The organism is Nocardia sp. NPDC004123 (assembly GCF_053603795.1).
In genome coordinates this window covers 163,640-181,284 of the sequence record NZ_JBSGGG010000016.1, presented here as the reverse complement: position 1 = coordinate 181,284, position 17,645 = coordinate 163,640, and the positions used below count along the sequence as shown (strand labels likewise).

12 protein-coding genes are annotated in these 17,645 nt (G+C 70.0%); 4 read left to right on the top strand and 8 right to left on the bottom strand.

The window, feature by feature from the left end; translation table 11 throughout:
• Nucleotides 1-78 precede the first annotated feature (78 nt).
• The gene (locus ACWEQQ_RS24270; RefSeq protein WP_452349800.1) at nucleotides 79-1,401 is read left to right on the top strand and encodes a hypothetical protein; all 1,323 of its coding nucleotides are present in this window, start codon (nucleotides 79-81) and stop codon (nucleotides 1,399-1,401) included.
• Here the strand turns inward: ACWEQQ_RS24270 and ACWEQQ_RS24265 are convergent.
• From ACWEQQ_RS24265 to ACWEQQ_RS24240, 6 genes are all read right to left on the bottom strand, one after another.
• Nucleotides 1,393-1,623, bottom strand: a complete 231-nt coding sequence (locus ACWEQQ_RS24265) for a hypothetical protein (RefSeq protein ID WP_452349799.1) — start codon at nucleotides 1,621-1,623, stop codon at nucleotides 1,393-1,395. The genes ACWEQQ_RS24270 and ACWEQQ_RS24265 overlap by 9 nt on opposite strands.
• Nucleotides 1,620-2,129: an MsnO8 family LLM class oxidoreductase gene (locus ACWEQQ_RS24260; protein ID WP_452349798.1), complete on the bottom strand. Its 510-nt coding sequence runs from the start codon at nucleotides 2,127-2,129 to the stop codon at nucleotides 1,620-1,622. The genes ACWEQQ_RS24265 and ACWEQQ_RS24260 overlap by 4 nt, the downstream gene beginning before the upstream one ends.
• Nucleotides 2,130-2,180: 51 nt before the next feature.
• Complete coding sequence (locus ACWEQQ_RS24255; RefSeq protein WP_452349797.1) at nucleotides 2,181-8,225, bottom strand: amino acid adenylation domain-containing protein; 6,045 nt, start codon at nucleotides 8,223-8,225, stop codon at nucleotides 2,181-2,183.
• 117 nt (nucleotides 8,226-8,342) lie between these two features.
• Nucleotides 8,343-9,536, bottom strand: a complete 1,194-nt coding sequence (locus ACWEQQ_RS24250; RefSeq protein WP_452349796.1) for a DUF1501 domain-containing protein — start codon at nucleotides 9,534-9,536, stop codon at nucleotides 8,343-8,345.
• Nucleotides 9,537-9,549: 13 nt separating this feature from the next.
• The gene (locus ACWEQQ_RS24245) at nucleotides 9,550-10,854 is read right to left on the bottom strand and encodes a DUF1800 domain-containing protein (RefSeq protein ID WP_452349795.1); all 1,305 of its coding nucleotides are present in this window, start codon (nucleotides 10,852-10,854) and stop codon (nucleotides 9,550-9,552) included.
• A 64-nt stretch (nucleotides 10,855-10,918) separates the two neighbouring features.
• On the bottom strand, nucleotides 10,919-11,791 hold the full coding sequence (locus ACWEQQ_RS24240; protein WP_452349794.1) for a class I SAM-dependent methyltransferase: 873 nt from the start codon (nucleotides 11,789-11,791) through the stop codon (nucleotides 10,919-10,921).
• A gap of 65 nt (nucleotides 11,792-11,856) precedes the next feature.
• On the opposite strand from ACWEQQ_RS24240, the gene ACWEQQ_RS24235 reads away from it, so the two are divergent.
• Both ACWEQQ_RS24235 and ACWEQQ_RS24230 read left to right on the top strand, forming a co-directional pair.
• The gene (locus ACWEQQ_RS24235; protein ID WP_452349793.1) at nucleotides 11,857-12,564 is read left to right on the top strand and encodes a haloacid dehalogenase type II; all 708 of its coding nucleotides are present in this window, start codon (nucleotides 11,857-11,859) and stop codon (nucleotides 12,562-12,564) included.
• A 56-nt stretch (nucleotides 12,565-12,620) separates the two neighbouring features.
• Nucleotides 12,621-13,961, top strand: coding sequence for a TerD family protein (locus tag ACWEQQ_RS24230; RefSeq protein ID WP_452349792.1), 1,341 nt, complete (start codon nucleotides 12,621-12,623; stop codon nucleotides 13,959-13,961).
• Nucleotides 13,962-14,031: 70 nt separating this feature from the next.
• Here the strand turns inward: ACWEQQ_RS24230 and ACWEQQ_RS24225 are convergent, their stop codons facing one another.
• A complete protein-coding gene (locus tag ACWEQQ_RS24225; RefSeq protein WP_452349791.1) occupies nucleotides 14,032-15,372 on the bottom strand; it encodes a hypothetical protein in 1,341 nt (446 codons plus the stop codon).
• 177 nt (nucleotides 15,373-15,549) lie between these two features.
• Complete coding sequence (locus ACWEQQ_RS24220; RefSeq protein ID WP_452349790.1) at nucleotides 15,550-16,644, bottom strand: TerD family protein; 1,095 nt, start codon at nucleotides 16,642-16,644, stop codon at nucleotides 15,550-15,552.
• Between the two features lie 283 nt (nucleotides 16,645-16,927).
• On the opposite strand from ACWEQQ_RS24220, the gene ACWEQQ_RS24215 reads away from it, so the two are divergent.
• Nucleotides 16,928-17,560 carry an N-acetyltransferase family protein gene (locus tag ACWEQQ_RS24215; RefSeq protein ID WP_452349789.1) on the top strand — a complete coding sequence of 211 codons (633 nt, stop codon included), beginning with the start codon at nucleotides 16,928-16,930 and terminating at the stop codon, nucleotides 17,558-17,560.
• Nucleotides 17,561-17,645 lie beyond the last annotated feature (85 nt).

The window sequence follows — 17,645 nt, the reverse complement described above, 5'->3', positions numbered from 1 at the left end:
GGTACAGATCGGCAATTATGGCCCACCAGCGACCTTTTGGTCAAGTTCTGTTCACCTTCCGTTCACCTTAGGAGAACTATGCCGGATACGAGCTCTGTGGGATTGCCGCCCTTGACTCTTGGGGATGGCGAACGGGACGCGCTGCGTGAACTGGCGCGGTTCCCGCTCCTGGATGCCATCTACGGGCGGCGCTCCCGGCGCTTTCCGCTGGGCGGGAGTATCCCGGCGGGCCCGCTGGCGTTCACCAGCAAGCACGCGCCGCGCGCGCTGAGCGAGCTGGAGCGGGCGGTGGTGCTCAATACCGTCACAGGCTGGACCGGCTGGCATTTCGGGATCAGCCACCATCCCGGATACGCGCCCGCGTGGCCCAACTACAGCGGGTCGGCGACGGGACGAACCTTCGCCTCGGCGGCCGGATTCCACACCAGCGAGTTCTTCTTCACCGACGACTCCGGGACCTACTTCCTGCCGACCCGCGACGCCCCGCCGACGGCGACCTACGCCGAGGGCGACGGTGCGGCCGAGGCCCAGCTGAACGCGCTGCTGGCGCGGGTTATCCGGTTGTCGGACAAGCGCATTCACATTCCGCGCGAGGAGCCGTACCTGGAGGGCCACAACACCTGGATCGCCAATCACCCCGGCTCACTGCTGGTGATTCCGGTCGCGGATGTGGCCCAGCAGCTGCTGGCCAATATCGGGTTCTTCGTCCAGAACGGGTTCGCGCTGTACGACGACATCAACAAGCGGGAGATCCCGGGCGTCGAAAAGTACCGGGACCGTTTGCGGTTCACCGATCCGATTCCGCTCAGCTTCGTCGAGCAGTACTCGCTGACCGAGGCCACCGCGGAACTCATGGCGGCGGTGGTGAACGGCCACCTGCTGCTCGGTGCGATGGGCCTGGGCGGGTGGGCCTTCGACGGCATCGACCGGCTCACCGTGCTGGGGGCGTCCGGCGATCCGGAAGTCCCCGGCCTCGGGTTCCGCTATGACGCGGATCCGGAGTGGCCGTTCCCCAATCCCACCGGGCTGCCCGGGGTGTTCGAGGCGTTCTGCCGTCCGCACCACGAGTCCTTGGCCGCCGCGGTGGAGGCGCTGGCCGAGCGCAAGTTCGGGCCGGGCGGGCCGTACCACCCGGCGACGCCGGGGCCCTTCGCCGACACCCCGGGCGTCCGTGGCGCCGCCGCGCCGTGGGACCGACGCTTCCGCGAATTCGTCGCTCTCCAAGCGACTTACATCGACGAGACGTTCGGGAAGTTCCCGGGCACGGTGCCCACGGTCTGGATCATGAACTACCTCCAGGCCCAGCACATCGACCTGGACTTCTACGACACGCTGCTCACAGACACCGCCTACCTGTCCACCCACCGCAACCATGACGGCGTCTGGCACGGCTCACGCTGAGGCGCGCCGACCTTCCGCATCGGCGCGCAGTCCTACCGCGTTCGCGAGCCGGCGGTGCGACTCCAGGCGCGCGGTGCGGTCGTAAGTGCTGGTGTGGACCAGGAATTCGTCGGCCCCGGTGCGGCGCACCAGGCGGTCGAGGTCGGCGAGGACCTCGGATTCGGTGCCGTGGATGTGGCCGCGCAGGGCTTCCTCGAACAGCTCGCGCTGGCGATCGGTCATGGGTTCGCGCTCGATGAGCTCGGGCCCTCCGCGGGCCAGGCATGCACGCCCTGGCGGCCACCCGCGAAATAGGCCAGCAGCTCGGACAATTGGGTGTCGAAGTCCTCGGCGTCGCGCCGGTCGTGGCCGAGGGCGCGGCGCACGCCGCCGGTGAAGCCGACCGAGCGGCCCAGGCCCATATCGATACGGCCGGGATACAGCGATTCCAGGACACCGAACTGTTCGGCGACGATCAGCGGCTGATGGTTGGGCAGCATGACGCCGCCGGTGCCGACGCGGATGCGGGAGGTGGCTGCGGCGATGGCTGCGGCCAGGACCGTCGGCGCGGACCCGGCCACGCCGGGCACGCTGTGGTGTTCGGAGACCCAGAAGCGGTGGTAGCCCCACTCCTCGGCGAGCCGGGCGAACTCGACGGTCTCGCGCAGGGCCTCCGGGTGCGGTTGGTCCACGCGCACCCGGGAGCGGTCCAGGATGGAGAAGCGGATCGCCCGCGGTGCCGCAGTCATGGTCAGTGCCAACGCAGAGGGCGGGCTTTGATTCCGGGCGCGCGATCCGGGTCACAGCGGCGGCGGTGGAAGGAAGCCGGTGGCGACGTAGTAGTCGAGGTAGCGCTTCAGGGTCACCCGGTCGGCGCCGGGACAGGCGGAGTCCGGATTGCTCGGGGCCCCGGTCACCTCGGCCGAATAGTTGACGGTGAGCGCGGCCGCCCGCGCCAGCAGGTCGTCGGCTCCGGGTTGTTCGGCCGCGGTCAGCAGCGCGGTCGCGAATTCGGCCGGGTCGACGAGGTCGATCCGATAGCCCCGGCTCAGCAGTTCGTCGCGAATGGCCTTCAGGGACAGGGTCCTTCCCGGCAGCAAGCCGACGGTGCGGGGCCCCGAGGGCTCGGCTGCTGCGCCGACGATGGCCGCGGCCGCCTGGTCGACGGGCAGCATGGCGACCTCGGCGTCCGGTAGCTCGGGTGCGAGGCCGAGGACCAGCATGGCGCGCAGCATGGTCCACCAGGCGTCGTCGGTGGCGGCGGCGCCGGTGCGGGAATCGCCGGTGATCAGGCCGGGACGGTAGACGCGAGCGGGCAGGCCGCGGTCGGCGGCGGTTCGGACGAGGTGTTCGGCAACCCATTTCGTAGCGACGTAGCCCGGCAGACCGTGCGGGAGCGAGGCGTCGGTGACCGAGGCGGTCGAAACGTAGTGGACCGGCTTGCAACGACCCGTGGTGGCCAGCCGCAGAACCTCCACCGTGCCGCCGACGTTGGCGTCGCGCATGCGGGCATACGGCTCGAGGTGGTTGACCAGGGCGGCGTTGTGGTAGATCACGTCGATCCGCAGGGTCAGTTCGGTGAACTCCGCCGGGGTCAGGCCGAGCCGGGGTCGGGCGAGATCGCCGGGGACAGCGACGATTCGATGGATATCGGCGGAGATGTCGATGCCGAAGCGGGTGGCGTTCGCGGAGATCCGGTCGCGTGCGGCGGAGGCATCGCGGGCCCGTGTCAGGCAGTGGATGGTGGCGGAGGTTCGGTCGAGCAGCTCCCGCAGCAGGAAGACGCCGAGGAATCCTGTTGCGCCGGTGAGCAGAATGGCGGCGGGCTCGCCGGGGCGCGGCACGGGGAGGCCCGCGGCGGTGATCTCCGGAGCCAGGGAGGTGTCGGCCGACGGGTCGGGTTCCTCGCCGGTCGGCGCCGAGCCCGACCGCAGCGCGGCGGCGAGTTCCCGGACCTGTGGATGGGCGAAGAGGTGAGTGAGCGGCACGGGAAGGCCGAGCCGGTCGGCCAGAGCGGCGCGAACCCGGATGGCGGACAGAGAGTTTCCACCCAGGGCGAAGAAGTCGTCCTCGCGGCCGACCCGATCGATGCCCAGTTCCGCACTGAGCACATCCGCAATGGCCAGTTCTTCGGGTGTCTCGGGCGCACGGTATTCCCGCACCGGGAGTTCGGGATCGGGCAGCGCGGACCGGTCCAGTTTGCCCGTCGGTCCGAGCGGGAAGGCTTCCACCACGGTCAGCTGGGCCGGAATCAGGTAACCGGGCAGCCGCGTTCGGGCTGTCGCCAGCACGTCGGCAAGGTCGGGGTCGACCTCACCGGTGCGCAGGTATCCCACCAGCCGGTCACGGCGGATCGCCACAACGGCCTCGGCGACGGCGGGGTGCGCGCGCAGTGCGGCCTCCACCTCACCGGGTTCGATGCGCAGGCCGTGCAGCGCGAGCTGGAAGTCCGTGCGGCCCAGGTATTCCAGGCCACCGTGATGGGTACGCCGGACCAGGTCGCCGGTCCGGTACATGCGCTCCCCCACGGCGGTGAAGGGATCGGCTACGAAGTGATCCGCCGTGGTGCCGGCCTGTCCGAGGTAACCACGAGCGAGTTGAGCACCCGCGACGTAGAGCTCCCCGGGCGTGCCCACGGGCACGGGGTGCAGCCGGGAATCGAGGACGTAGGCGCGTGAATTCCAGTGCGGCGCACCGATGGACACCGGTGCGTCGCCCAAGTTCGTGACCTCGACGCCGGTCACGGAGATGGTGGCCTCGGTGGGCCCGTACAGGTTGTGCAGCCGGGCCGGTCCGGCCGCGGTGAAGCGCGCGATCAGCTCGGCGGGCAGGGCTTCACCACCGGCCCACACCACACGCAGTGCCGCGAAGGCTCCCGCGGGAGCATGGTCGAGCAGCGCGCGCAGCAGGGACGGCACGGCGAGGAAGGCCGACACCCGGTGGCGGGCCATGAGATCGGCCAGGTGCTCGGGATCGGTGCGGCCCGGACCCGACGGGATCACCAGGTGTGCGCCCACGGCAAGCGGGACAGTGGCACCGATCAGAGACGCGTCGAAGGTGGCGGGCACCAATTGGAGATAGGTATCGCGTTCGGTCAGCCGGTATTCGGCGGTGAAGAACGCGATGTAGCCGGTGAGGGCAGCATGCGAGACGCCGACGGCCTTGGGGCGGCCGGTGGACCCGGATGTGAAGATCACATAGGCGAGGTCCTGATCGCGCAGCGGCCGCAACCGGTCGGCGTCGGCCACCGGATCGGCGGAGAACTCGGACAGTTCAGCGGGATTCAGGAGATCGGCGGTCACCGTGCACACGGGCGCGGCCGCGACCAGCATGGCCTCGATCCGGTCGGCGGGCTGGCCCGGGTCGATCGGCATGAACGCACCACCGGCCTGCACGATGGCATAGAGGCATACCACCAGATCGGGGCCGGGATCCAGCGCCGCGCCGACCCTGGCACCGGGACCGACGCCCAGCCCGATCAGCTTGCGTGCCAGCCGATTCGATCGCTCGGCGAGCTCACGGTAGGTCAGTGCCACGCCGTCTCCGGTCACCGCAATCGCGTCGGGTGTCCGGTGGGCCTGGTCCGTGAACGCGTCGAACATGAACCTGTGTGGCACTGCGTGATTCGGCCCGGCCGTCGCGAAGGTCGCGAGTTCGGCGGCCTCGGTGAGGGGCAGGTCCCCGACCGACCGCTCCGGGTCGGCGGCCGCCGCGGCGAGCAGCCCGGTCAGCCGCCGGCCGAGCCGGGCGATGGTCGGATCGTCGAACAGATCGACGGCATACCGCCACGAACAGTTCAGTCCCGCAGCGCCTTCGGCATCGCGCTGCGGAACGACGGTCAGTTGCAGATCGACGGGCGAGAAGGTCTCACCGAGATCGGCCGCGGTGACCGTCAGCCCGGGCAGCCGCAGCGCCTGACCGCCGAACTCCTGGAAGGACAGGGCCACCTGGAACAGCGGGTGATGCGCCCGGCTGCGCGGCGGGTCCAGGTCGGCCACCAGCCGCTCGAAGGGCAGTTCGGCATGGGCGAGGGCGGCCAGGTCGATGTCGCGTACCCGGTCGAGCAGGCGGGCGAAGCTCTCCGCCGGGTCGATGCGGGTGCGCAGGACCAGGGTATTGACGAACATGCCGACCACATCGTCGAGTTCGGGTTCGCCGCGGCCCGCGACCGGCGCGCCCACCGCCACATCCGTGGTCCCGGCCAGCCGGGCCAGCACGACCGCCAGCGCCGCGTGCAGCAGCATGAACACCGAGACGCCGCGCGCACGGGCCAGTTGCTCCAGCGCCCGGTGCAGGGTGGCGTCCACCCGGAAGTGCTGGGCCGCACCGCGATGCGACGCCACCGGCGGGCGCGGGCGATCGGTGGGCAGGTCCAGCAGTGGGGGCAGGCCCGCCAGCGCCTCGCGCCAGTACCGCAGTCGAGTCGCCAGCAGTGAGCCGGGATCCGATGCCGCGCCCAGCAATTCGCGCTGCCAGATCGCGTAGTCGGCGTACTGCACGCGCAGTGGCGGCCAGTCGGGGGCCGTGCCGCGGGTGCGGGCGGTGTAGGCGGTCATGAGGTCGCGGGTCAGCGGGACCATGGAGAAGCCGTCCGCGGACAGATGGTGGATCACGACGGCCAGCACATGCTCGTGCTCGGCGATCCGGAACAGCCGCACACGCACCGGGACCTCGGCGGTGACGTCGAATCCTTTGCCCGCCAACGCGATCAGCTGCGGCCGCACCCCGGACTCCGCGATATCGACCGGCGCCAGATCCCACCGGACCGCGGTGGCGGGCCGGATGTCCTGATAACCGGTGCCGTGGTGCTCGGGATAGCTCGTCCGCAGCGCCTGGTGCCGGTCGAGCAGATCACGCACGGCGAGTTCCAGCGCCGCCGTGTCGAGTTCGCCGGACAGGCGCAGTGCGAACGGGATGTTGTAGGCCGCCGATCCCGGTTCCAGGCGCGCCAGGAACCACAGGCGCTGCTGTGCCGGCGACAGCGGCGCCCGGGTCGCGCGCTGCGACCGCGCGGTCAGCGGTGGCCGGTCGCCGGCGTCGAGCCCGTCGACGGCGGCCGCCAGCTCGGCCACCGTCGAATGCTCGAAGATCAACTGCACGGGCACCCGGGTGCCCCGATCCGCACCCAGGCGTCCGGCCAATCGGATGGCGAGCAGGGAGTTTCCGCCGAGCTCGAAGAAGTCGTCGGCCGCGCCGATCCGGCCCACCCCGAGCAGTTCCGTGAAGGCGGCGGCCACGGCACGCTCGGTGGCGGTCGACGACGGCCGGTACGGGCGCGTGGCGACGGTGGGCTCGGGCAGGGCGGCCCGATCCAGCTTGCCGGACGGAGTCAGCGGAACGGCGTCGATCACGGTGAGGGCGGCCGGGACGGCGTGACGTGGAAGCTGTTGCCGCGCATACTCGGCCAGGCTCGCGGTATCCACGACCGCGTCCGATGCGGGCACCACGTACGACACCACACCATCGGCCCCGCTGCGCAGGCGACGCACGAGAGTGATTGCGAAGGCCACGGATTCGTGTGCTGACAGGACGGCGTCGATCTCATCGAGCTCCACCCGGATGCCCCGGAGCTGCACCTGCGAATCGTTGCGGCCCAGGTATTGCAGCACCGGGACACCGGCACGGCCGCTGATCCACCGCACGACATCACCGGTCCGATAGAGGCGCTCCCCCTTGCCATTCGGATGCGCCACGAAGCGGGCGGCGGTCAGCCCGGGACGCTCGTGATACCCGCGTGCCAGGCCCGGCCCGGCCAGGTACAGCTCACCGGCCACCGCCGTCGGCACCGGCCGGAGCCGGGCGTCCAGGACGAGCGCGGTCACCCCGGCGATCGGTCCACCGATATCGACGGTGTCCGCGGTGGTCAGCGCGGTGCTGATGGTCGCGGCGACGGTGGTTTCGGTCGGGCCGTAGAGATTGAAGAAGGACCGTCCCGGCGACCAGCGTGCGACCAGGTCCGGCGGGCACTCCTCGCCGCCCGCGACCACCACCGCCAGGTCGGGCAGCCCGCTCGCCTCCAGGCCCGCCAGGGCGGCCGGGGTCAGGAAGGCGTGCGTCACCCGCTCGGCGCGCAGCAGGTCCGCGAGTTCGCCACCGCCGTAGCAGTCCGCGGGCGCGAGCACCATGGTCGCGCCGGCTCCGACCGCCAGCAGCAGTTCGAGCACGGCGGCGTCGAAGCTCGGGGAGGCGAAGTGCAGGGTGCGGGACTCGGCGGTGACGGCGAAGCGGCGGGACTGCTCGGCGCAGAGCCCGGCGAGGCCGGAATGCGTGACGGCCACGCCTTTCGGGGCCCCGGTCGAGCCGGAGGTGTAGATGACATACGCGATGTCCCCGCCGTGCAGGCGGCGGGTGCGTTCGGTGAAGTGCAGGGATTCCGCCGAGGCGTCGGCCACGAGCGTGGCGCAGTCGGGCGCGTCGAGTTCGAGCCAGTCGAGGGCAGCGCCGAGCCGGTCGCGGAGTGCGCCCAGGGTGAGCCCGCAACGCGCGCCCGCGTCGGCGAGCATGTGCGCCACGCGATCCGGCGGATAGCCGGGGTCGACCGGCACGAAGGCCGCCCCCGATTTGGCCACCGCCCAGACCGCGACCACCGCCTCGGGCGAACGCGGCAGCGCCAGCACCACCCGGTCGCCCGGACCCAGCCCCCGAGCCACCAGCACCCGCGCCAGGCGGGTGGATCGCTCGTCGAGCTCGGCATAGGTCAGCGACTGCGCGCCCGCGCGCAGTGCGATCCCGGACGGATCAGCCTCCGCCGCCGCGGCCAGCAGCTGGGGCAGCAGTCGGATCCGTGGGTGGCGGCGGCCATGCGGGTTTCTCGCCCGGCCCACCGCAGAAACATCGGCGCGCACCGGTCCCTACTCTCAGCCTCGATTCGCCTTCCCACACGAGCGAACTGAATACCGCGTTCCGGGCCGGTCGGCAACACTTACGGGTGTCGCGGAGCCGACATTCCGGGCACGCCGCGGTCAGGCGGACAGCAGGCCGAGGTCACGGCGACCGGAACCGACCACCGGGGTGGGGTCGGTGGCGAGGACCCGGTGCAGCAGTTCGTGATAGACGTCGCGGAAGTCGACGGTCACCTTCAGGTCGCCATTGTCGAGGTCGGTGAGGCTGGGCTCGTCGCCGTGAAAGCCGCCCGCCACCGGCGTCCCGGCCAGGAAGACGGGTCCGGCGGTGCCGTGATCGGTGCCCTGTGAAGCATTGGCGGCCACCCGGCGGCCGAACTCGCTGTAGGCCATCAGCACCACATCGCGGCCGCGCGGATGCGTGGAGAGGTCCTTCAGGAAGGCGGTGACCGCCTCGTCCAGGCGGCCCAGCAATTGCTCCTGGGTGTGCCGTTCGTCGGCGTGGGTGTCGAAGCCGCCCAGGCTGACCGAGTAGACGCGGGTGGGGACACCGGCCTTGACGCACTGGGAGACCAGGTCCAGCTGGGCGGTCAGCGGGTTCGCGGGCGTCTTCCCGGGCGACCTCAGGGACGAAAAGGTCTGCCGGACAGTCTGTTCGGCCTGGTATCCGGTGCAGACCCGGGCCCGCGCCGGGCTGTCGGAGGCGTCGGCGGCGGCCAGGCCGGACAGCGCCGCCGCGAGATCGTCGGACAGCGGCGCGGACGCTGGATCCAGCGCTGCGGCAGTGTGTTTCGCACCCAGGGCCAGCTGGGGCAGGACGGGCCCGATATTGACCGCGCGGACCGGATCGTCACCCGTCGCGTCCAGCCAGCGGCCGATCCATCCGGTCTGCACCGGCTCGTCGGGTGAGGCCGTCTGCCAGATGTCCATGGAACGGAAGTGGCTGTGGTCGGGTGCGGGATACCCGACCCCGCGCACAATGGCCAGGGTGCGGTCACGCCACAGGCCAAACAGGCCCTTCAAGGCCGGGTTGAGGCCCAGTTGGTCATCCAGGTGCAGGACTTCCTCGGGGCGGTAGGACAGCTCGGGACGGGCGTCGTGATAGGCGTTGTCCGCGTAGGGAATCACCGTGCTGATGCCGTCATTGCCGCCGTAGAGGGTGAGCACCACCAGGATTCCGGAACCGGCGGCCAGCGGGGTGGTGACGGCGCGCTGCTGCAGCTGGTCCCAGGTGATCACGGAGGCGCCGGCCACGCCGAGCGCGCCCAGCACGCCGGTGCCGACCAGGAACTGTCTGCGACTGAATTGCGGCATGGTGGTGTGGCTTTCAGCTGGTGAGGTATTCGGGCGTATTGATGGCGAGCGCGGCCAGCCGGGGCGGCTGATCGACGGCGGTCGCGAGCACGGCGGCGCTGCGGTCGGACCAGGAGCCGACGCCGAGCAGGTAGGCGGTCGCGTCCAGGCGGTCGCCCCGGCCCGCCCGCGTGATCGGCGACAGGTCGGCCTGCTTCATCAGATCCAGTGCCGCCGTGAGCCGTATCTGCGCGGCGGCACTCGACATCCAGCCCTGCCCGCGCGGCCAGCCGCCGACGGTGGGCGGATAGAAGGGCAGCTGGCCGAGTTTGCGCAGCGTCCCGGCGAGGGCGCGGGCATCGGCGTCCGCGGTCAGCGGGATCCGGAACGCCCGCACGGCGGCGATCAGCCATTCCACCGGCCCGTGGACGACGGTGTCGCGGGCAGTGGTGAATTCGGGATCGGTGCAGACGGCGGTCACCAGGGCGGACAGGTCCCGGCCGGGGCCGTAGGCGGCGGTGAGGCGGTTCAGGGCGGCATCGGAGGGGGGATCGTCGGAGGCCAGCTGCTGCCACAGTCGCCCGGCCACGAAGCGTGGGGACTCCGGGCGGGCGAGCACGGTATCGCAGAACGACCGGGCGTCCAGCGCACCCGTCACGCCCAGTACGGTTTTCGCGCCGGTGTCATGACGCTCGACATCGAAGGTGGCCGCACCGCCGGTGATGGTCCAGCCGGTCAGCGCCCGGGCCCCCTCACGGACATCGGTCTCGGTGTACCCATTGCCGTGGCCGAGCGCGAAGAGCTCCATGAACTCGCGGGACAGGTTCTCGTTGGGCGCCTTCGCGGTATTGGCGACACCGTCGAGCCAGCGCAGCATGGCCGGATCGGTGAGCATGGCGTAGGCGAGAGCGGCGAAGTCACCCGCGCCGCCGGCCCGCAGCGTCCGGTTCTGCGCGGCCATCTCGGCGGCATTGCGCACCTTGGTGGCCGAGGTGGCGAAGTGGTTGTGCCACAGCAGGGTCAGTTTCTCCCGGACCGGGACCCGGACGGCCGCCATGCGCCGCAGCCACCACCAGGTCAGCGTGTCCAGCTGACCGGTGATCTGCGCCTGGTACTGCTTGCGGGCCTCGGTCGTCGCGCCCTTGCCGAGCGGGGTGGGCGGAACCAGCTCCGGCATGGGGGTGGCCCGCGCGCCCGGATCGGCCTCGGGGTCGGCGGTCAGCGCGGCGCGCAGGTAGCCCGCCACATCCGGGACCGCGTCGATCTCGGACCCCGTCGCCCCGAACCCGGTCCGGCGCAGCACCCGCGCGGTACGCATCCACTCCGCAGACTTGCCCATGTCCCCGAGTATCGAGCGCCCGCGCGCCCGCTCAGCGGGCCCGGCGCGGAGTTTCAGGCAATCTTCAGTCCCCGACCGGCCCGCGAACCGCGTGCAGCAGCGGCGCGCGCCCCCTCCCCGGCGGCAGATCGGCCAGCGGTTCGCCGAGGTACTCCTCGAACAATCCCGACAGCGACCGCAACTCGACCGTATCGAAACCCACTGAGCGCAGCAGGTTCTCGATCTCCTCCGGTTCGAAGTAGCTCAGCCACGGCTCGTTCAGCGCCGCGATCCGCGCGGCCCGCGCCCGCACCTCCGCGCGCTCCTCGTCCGTGTTCCCCCCGCTCAGGTAGTCGAGCACCACATGCGCCGGCTGCCCCTGACCCGCGATGAACCGCAGGGTCTCCTCGATGGCGGCCCGGGTCAGGTACATGACCACACCGAGCCAGACGAACACCGCCGACCGCTCCCGATCGAACCCGGCGGCAGCCAATCCCCCTGCCAGCGTGCCGGTTTCGAAATCCACCGGAACAAAGGTGAGCGACTCCGGAATCTCGATCCCGGCCTGCGCGAGCATCTCACGCTTCCACTCCTGCGTGTCCGGATGGTCGACCTCGAACACCCGCAGACCGGGATACGGATTCCGATATCCGAACGTATCCAGCCCCGCCCCCAGAACCACCACCTGCGTGGTCCCGTCGGCCACCGCAGCGGCCACCACATCCTCGGCGAACCGAGCCCGCGCCGCCAGGAAATACCGCCGCACCCGCTGCCGCGGATCGTTCCCGCCCGGCCGATCCAGGGTCGCGGTATCCAGATCCCCGATCCGATCCGCCGTCATCCCCAGGATCCGCGCCGCCAGCGGATCGGTGAACACCCGAGGCTCCCCCGAAAGCTGGTGATGGGCCCGCGCATACGCGGTAGCCAACGCCGTCCTACTCGCCCTACCCGTCTCCATGGGCTCAGCCTAGAGCCGTCCCCGGCCGTCGGAACTATGACAAACAACTCGCCTAGTCTTCGGCTGTGGACGTATTGAGCCCGAAGGCGCTGTTGTTCGACGTACAGGGGACCGCTACCGATTTCCATTCGACCATCCGGCGGGCGGCCGAGGCCGCGCTCGCGGCTGAGCAGCCGGGAGAGGACTGGGGCGCGTTCGTGAACGAGTGGCGGGCCGCGTATTTCGCGGCGACGTCGCAGCGGCCGGAGCAGGGGCGCTGGGTGAGCGTGGCCTCGGTGTACCGGAAGACGCTGGACCCGTTGCTCGAGACGAGGGGGATCTCGATCGGGGTGCCGGAGCGGGACGAGCTGGCCCGGGCCTGGGCTCGGCTCGACCCGTGGCCGGATACGGTGGCGGGGCTGCGGCGGTTGCGGGGACGGTTCACGCTGGCGACGCTGTCGAATGCGGATGTCAGTGCCGTGGTGGAGATTTCGCGGCACGGGGAGCTGCCGTGGCATGCCGTGTTCGCGGCGGAGATGGCCGGGGTGTTCAAGCCGGATCCGCGGACCTACCGGCTCGCGGCGCGGTATCTGGGGCTGGAACCCGCCGAGATCATGATGGTGGCCAGCCACAAGTACGACATCCGGGCGGCCGGCGAGCTCGGATTCCGGACGGCGTTCGTCACGCGCCCCCTGGAGTACGGCGATCCCGAGCTCGGCGATGCGGAGTTCTCGGATGAATTCGATATCAATGCCGTGGATTTCCTCGACCTGGCCGATCAGCTCGGCTGCTGAGGGCACCCCGGTCTCCTACAGTGGCAAGTGGGCGTCTCGATACGGGAGGATCGGCCTTGTCCACAACGCTTGTGAAGGGTCAGAACGGACCGCTCACCGCGCCGGAGGTGGTGGTTTCCGTCCGGGTCGCGGCGGCCGCCGCGCTGTCCGCGCTGCTGGTGACCGAGCACGGGAAGGTGCGCTCGGACGCGGATTTCGTGTTCTACAACCAGCCGGCCGGGCCCGGGGTGCGGCTGCGGAACGGTGAGGCGGGGCAGCCCGCCGAACTGTCGGTGGCGCTGACCCAGGTGCCCGCCGACATCACCCAGATCCGGGCGGTGATCACGCTCGACGAGGCCGGGTCCACCTTCGGCCGCATCGCGCCGCCGATCGCGCTGGTCTCCGATGAGCACGGGAACTCGCTGTACGAGTACAAGATCGAGGATCTGCAGAGCGAATCGATCGTGATCGCGGTCGAGCTGTACCGGCGCTACGGCACCTGGAAGGTGCGCGCGGTCGGCCAGGGCTATGCGGGCGGCTTCGCGGCCCTGGTCACCGACCACGGGGTCACCGTCGAGGAAGCGCCGCCCGCCGAGAACCGCACCGCTCCCCCGCCCCCGCCGCCCTCCCCCACGGCCTACCCGCCGCCGGTCGAGCCGACCTATGTCACGCCGAACTCGCCGTATCCCACTCAGCCGCCGCCGAACTCGCCGTACAGCACTCAACCGCCGCCTGCACCGTATCCCGCTCAGCCCCAGCAGAATTCGGCCTATCAGGTCCCGCCGCCCCCGAACCCCGCGCCACCGGCCGGTGACGGCGGGCTCGCACGCGGGCGACCGGTGAATCTGTCCAAGGGCCAGCGCGTCACCCTGCGCAAGGACGGCGGTGTCGCGCTGACCCGGATTCGGATGGGGCTCGGCTGGGATCCCGCCCGGCAGGGCGGTCTGTTCGGGCGGCGACCGGTGAACATCGACCTGGACGCCTGGGTGGCCATGTTCGCCGACCGGCACCTGGTGGACGTGGCCTACTACGGGCAGCTGACGTCCAAGGACGGCTCCATCCGGCATTCGGGCGACAACCTGACCGGTGAGGGCGCCGCCGGAGACGACGAGGTGATCCTGGTCGACCTGAGCCGGGTGCCACGCCAGGTGAACACGCTGCTGTTCATTGTCACCTCGTATCAGGGACACACCTTCGAGCAGGTCAGCAATGCCTACTGCCGGCTGGTGGACGACACCACGCAGGCCGAGCTGGCCCGGTACGCGCTGGCGGGTGGCATGCCGTTCACGGCGATCGCCATGGCCAAGGTGTTCCGCGCGAACGGCGAGTGGGCGCTGCAGGCCATCGGAGAGGGCTTCCAGGCCAAGCATCCGGGCGAGGCCGTCCCGCAGCTGGGCCGGTTCATCACCGTCTCCTGAGAGCACAACGCCCGACGGAAACGGGGCGCGCCCGGATCGGACGCGCCCCGCCCACGAACCGAACCGGGAATCAGGCGCCGTAACGGAGCACCACGAAGTTGTCGCCCTGCGCGGAATCCTTGGTGGTCCCTGCTACCACGATCCCGCCATTCGCCTGCAGCGCCACGGCATTCCCATGATCGGCCGCCGTCCCGAGGTCGGTGCTCACCTTCCCGTTCGCACCGAAGCCGCTGTCGGGCTTGCCGTCGGAGGTGTAGCGGGCCAGCGCGATATTGTCCCCGGTGCCGGTCCCGCTGCTGGTGCCGACCGCGATGATCGTGCCGTCGTGAGCCAGCGCGACCGCGGCCGCCACATCGGACTTGCCGCCGAAGTCCGTGGTGGCCTTGCCATCGGCACCGAAACCACTGTCCGGCTTGCCATCCGGCGTGTACCGCACCACCAGGAAGTTGTCGCCCTGCACCGGATCCTTGGTGCTGCCCACCACCACGATCTTGCCGTCGGACTGCACCGCCACCGCATTGCCGTGATCCGCGGCGGTGCCCAGATCGGAGCTCACCTGACCGTTGACGCCGAACCCGGGGTCCGGCTTGCCGTCGGAGGTGTAGCGCGCGACCGCGATATTGTCACCGGTGGTGGTGCCGCTGCTGGTCCCGGCGACCACGATCTTGCCATCCGATTCCACGACAACGGATTTCGCGATATCCGACCTGCCACCGAAATCGGTCGATACCTTGCCGTCGGTGCCGAATCCGCTGTCCAGCTTGCCATCCGGCGTATACCGCAGCACCACGAAGTTGTCGCCCTGCACCTGGTCCCGCGTGCTGCCGGCCACCACGATCTTGCCGTCGGACTGCACCGCCACCGCATTGCCGTGATCGGCCGCGGTGCCCAGGTCGGCGCTCACCTGGCCGTTGACGCCGAAACCGTTGTCCAGCTTGCCATCCGTGGTGTAGCGGGCGACGGCGATATTGTCCCCGGTGGCGGTACCGTGGCTGGTGCCCACCGCGACGATCTTGCCGTCGGCCTGGAGCGCGACCGCGCTCGCCACGTCCGATTTGCCGCCGAAGTCGGTGACCACCTTGCCGCCGTTGCCGAAGGCGCTGTCCAGCTTGCCGTCCGCGGAGTACCGGACCACCGCGAAGTTGTCGCCCTGGGCCGGATCCTGGGTGCTGCCGGCGACGACGATCTTGCCATCGGGCTGCACCACAACGGCATTCGCGTGATCGGCCTGCGACCCTAGATCCGTGGTGACCTTGCCGCCGTCACCGAACCCGGTGTCCAGCGTGCCCGCGGCCACCGAACTGCCCTGCGCGCCCGTGCAGGCGGTGATGACGAGGCCGACGATGGCCAGGAAGACCAGTAGCAGCAGGGATTTCGGTGTGACTCCGAACCGTCGTGACGTACGCAACATGTGAGCTACCTCGTTTCAGCAATGGAAGGGGGTAGAGCAACACAGATTGGAACCACGAAAACTACGACAGTATGGCCGGTATCAGGATCCGGCCGGACCCGGATGAACCTGTTCACCCGCGGCACACCGGCGACTCGCCGGAAAACTCGGCCGGGCGAACCGGCCGAGGTCCGGAACTCAGAGGAACTTACCGACCTGTGACGCCGCCTCCACCGGATGTCCGGCCTGGATCGGATGACCGAGCGCCTGCACCTTCCAGATGCCGTCCTCGCGGTGCACTTTCGCCACCACCATCCCGGTGTGCGGGCCGCCCGAGCTCAGGTTGGACCGGGTGAGCTCGGCGCTGTTGGTGCCGTCGATCAAGCGCCAGAAGGCATTGCGCACCCGCTCGAAGGTGTGCCCCGCGTAGGAGGTGATGACGAAGACGATGGCGGTGACGTGCGAGCCGACCCGGGTCAGGTCGACCGTGATGACCTCGTCGTCGCCCTTGCCCTCACCGGTGAGGTTGTCGCCGGAGTGCCGGATGGCACCGTCCTTGGTCACCAGCTGGCCGTAGTACGCGGCGTCCACCAGATCGTGCCCGGCGTAGACCAGGGCCGAGGCGTCCAGATCGATCTCGACCGGTCGCGAACCCCACTTGTGCTGCACATGGACGGGATCCCAGCCCAGCCCCATCTTGACGAAGCTCAGGTCGGCGCCCTGCCGCCGCAGCGCGACGGTGTCGCCGACCCGCAGCACCGGCGCGATGACGGGCGCGGCCGAGCGCGCCGGCTGCGGCGAGGTGCTGATCGACACGCCGTGATCGGCGAGCAGTGCCGCGAAGCCGCCGGGATGGCCGAAGCCGACGGCCCGGGCATACCAGCCGTCGGCGCCGCGGTCCAGATCCACCGCCGCCACCGCCGACTCGTTGCCGAGGCCATCGATCACGTACTCGTACAACGGGATTCCGCGTTCATCGGCGATGCCGATGTGCGGTGCGGGATAGTCGCCGAGGCGGCCGTCGCGGTCGTCCAGGGTGACCACGATGCGAATGTGCGCCACCCCCTGCGGTACCGACGCCAGGCTGACGGCGACGGCGTTCTGCCCGGGCACCAGCTGGATGCCGGGGCCCGCGGGTTGGTTGTAGAAGATCAGGTCGTTGTCGTCGCGGACGGCGCCCCGATCGGTGAGAAGCAGCGCGGCCAGATCGATACCCGCGCTGAAGTGCACCGTCACGGTGATATCCGCGACGCCCAGTTCACCGGTCTGCCCTTGGGTTAGAAGTGCGGCCACGCTCCCACTTTATGGGAACCATGGGTCACTCGGACGAAACGAAGCGATATCGCTTTTACGCGCGCGAACCTTAGGACATGTCACAGCGTCAGGCCATCCCCCGGTGAAACGTTTTATGCCACAACACGAATCGGTCGCATGATCAGTAACTTACGAGTACCCTACTGGACAGTAGCCTGCGGGGCTGCCGTTCAGTAGGGGACACGCAGGCACCACTGGACACCAGCAGACTGTCCGTCATCGGGGTCGGGCACCGACGGGCATGAAAATGTAAGGGACTGTTTTGGTTCAGTCGGATGCACCGGTCGTTCGCCGCGCCACCGAAGCCGACATCGAGGACATGGTCCGGGTGCTCGCCCTGGCCTTCGAGTCCGATGACCCGATCGAGGACTACGTCTTCCCCGATCCTGTGGTCCGCCGCCGGCGCGCGCCCGGCATGCTTCGCGTTCTGATCAAACACCGCTACCTGCCCGCCGACGGCACGCTGGTGGCGGAGGTGGACGACCGGATCGTCGGCGTGTCGCTGTGGATTCCGGACGGCTACCGCAATCCGGCATGGCGAGAAGCCATTTCGGGCCCCCAGCTGCTGTGGGCCATGGGCGTCGGCGCGACCAAGCGGGGCATCGAGGTGGATGCCGCCATCGCCCGCACCGCACCCGCCGAACCGCACAACTATCTGGTCTATCTGGGCGCGGAACCCCAGGCGCAGCGGGCGGGTGTGGGCCGCGCGCTACTGGCCCGGCTCACCGCCGAATCCGACGCGCACGGGCGCGCGCTGTGCGGAATCTGCAAGGACGAGAACGTCGCCTACTACGAGGCGATCAAATTCGAGCAGGTCGGCCGGACCCGAATCGGGAGTAGTGGTCCGGACATGAACTTCCTGCTGCGTCCGCCGACGCGCGTCAGCGCCGGCTGACGTCGGCAGCGGACGCCCGGATCGTGGATCACGACCCGGGCGGCTCCGCATCGCCTCGGGGGGGATCGCCAGGTTCGTTTCTGTT

What these genes read in the sequence shown, in the direction of transcription:
- ACWEQQ_RS24265 (WP_452349799.1), bottom strand. Translation starts at nt 1,623, where the DNA reads ATGACCGATCGCCAGCGCGAGCTGTTCGAGGAAGCCCTGCGCGGCCAC.
- ACWEQQ_RS24240 (WP_452349794.1), bottom strand. Translation starts at nt 11,791, where the DNA reads ATGGAGACGGGTAGGGCGAGTAGGACGGCGTTGGCTACCGCGTATGCG.
- ACWEQQ_RS24270 (WP_452349800.1), top strand. Translation starts at nt 79, where the DNA reads ATGCCGGATACGAGCTCTGTGGGATTGCCGCCCTTGACTCTTGGGGAT.
- ACWEQQ_RS24250 (WP_452349796.1), bottom strand. Translation starts at nt 9,536, where the DNA reads ATGCCGCAATTCAGTCGCAGACAGTTCCTGGTCGGCACCGGCGTGCTG.
- ACWEQQ_RS24260 (WP_452349798.1), bottom strand. Translation starts at nt 2,129, where the DNA reads ATGACTGCGGCACCGCGGGCGATCCGCTTCTCCATCCTGGACCGCTCC.
- ACWEQQ_RS24245 (WP_452349795.1), bottom strand. Translation starts at nt 10,854, where the DNA reads ATGGGCAAGTCTGCGGAGTGGATGCGTACCGCGCGGGTGCTGCGCCGG.
- ACWEQQ_RS24225 (WP_452349791.1), bottom strand. Translation starts at nt 15,372, where the DNA reads ATGTTGCGTACGTCACGACGGTTCGGAGTCACACCGAAATCCCTGCTG.